Here is a 207-nt window from a genome sequence, read left to right as displayed (position 1 = left end):
CTGCTCACGTTCTTCTTCTTCAGAACTCTCAACAAATCGAATTTTTCGCCCGATAACCTCACTAATTATTTCAACCCTATCTTGAACAGACAAACTTTCAGGCCCTGTCAAGGTATATACTTTTCCTACATGGCCATCCTCCGTAAGTGCAACCGCTGCGACCTTTCCAATATCAGCTTCATGAACAGGAGCGATTCGTGAACCTCC

At 44.4% G+C, this 207-nt stretch carries 1 pseudogene; it reads right to left on the bottom strand.

From position 1 onward, the window contains the following. Positions 1-207, bottom strand: a pseudogene (locus tag LKX83_RS33735) (hydroxylase); the annotation flags it as partial.

This window comes from Cohnella baijiui, from assembly GCF_020731285.1.
Classification (GTDB): domain Bacteria; phylum Bacillota; class Bacilli; order Paenibacillales; family Paenibacillaceae; genus Cohnella.
Note: the sequence above shows the minus strand (reverse complement) of the source record. Positions and strands in the feature narration are given on the sequence as shown.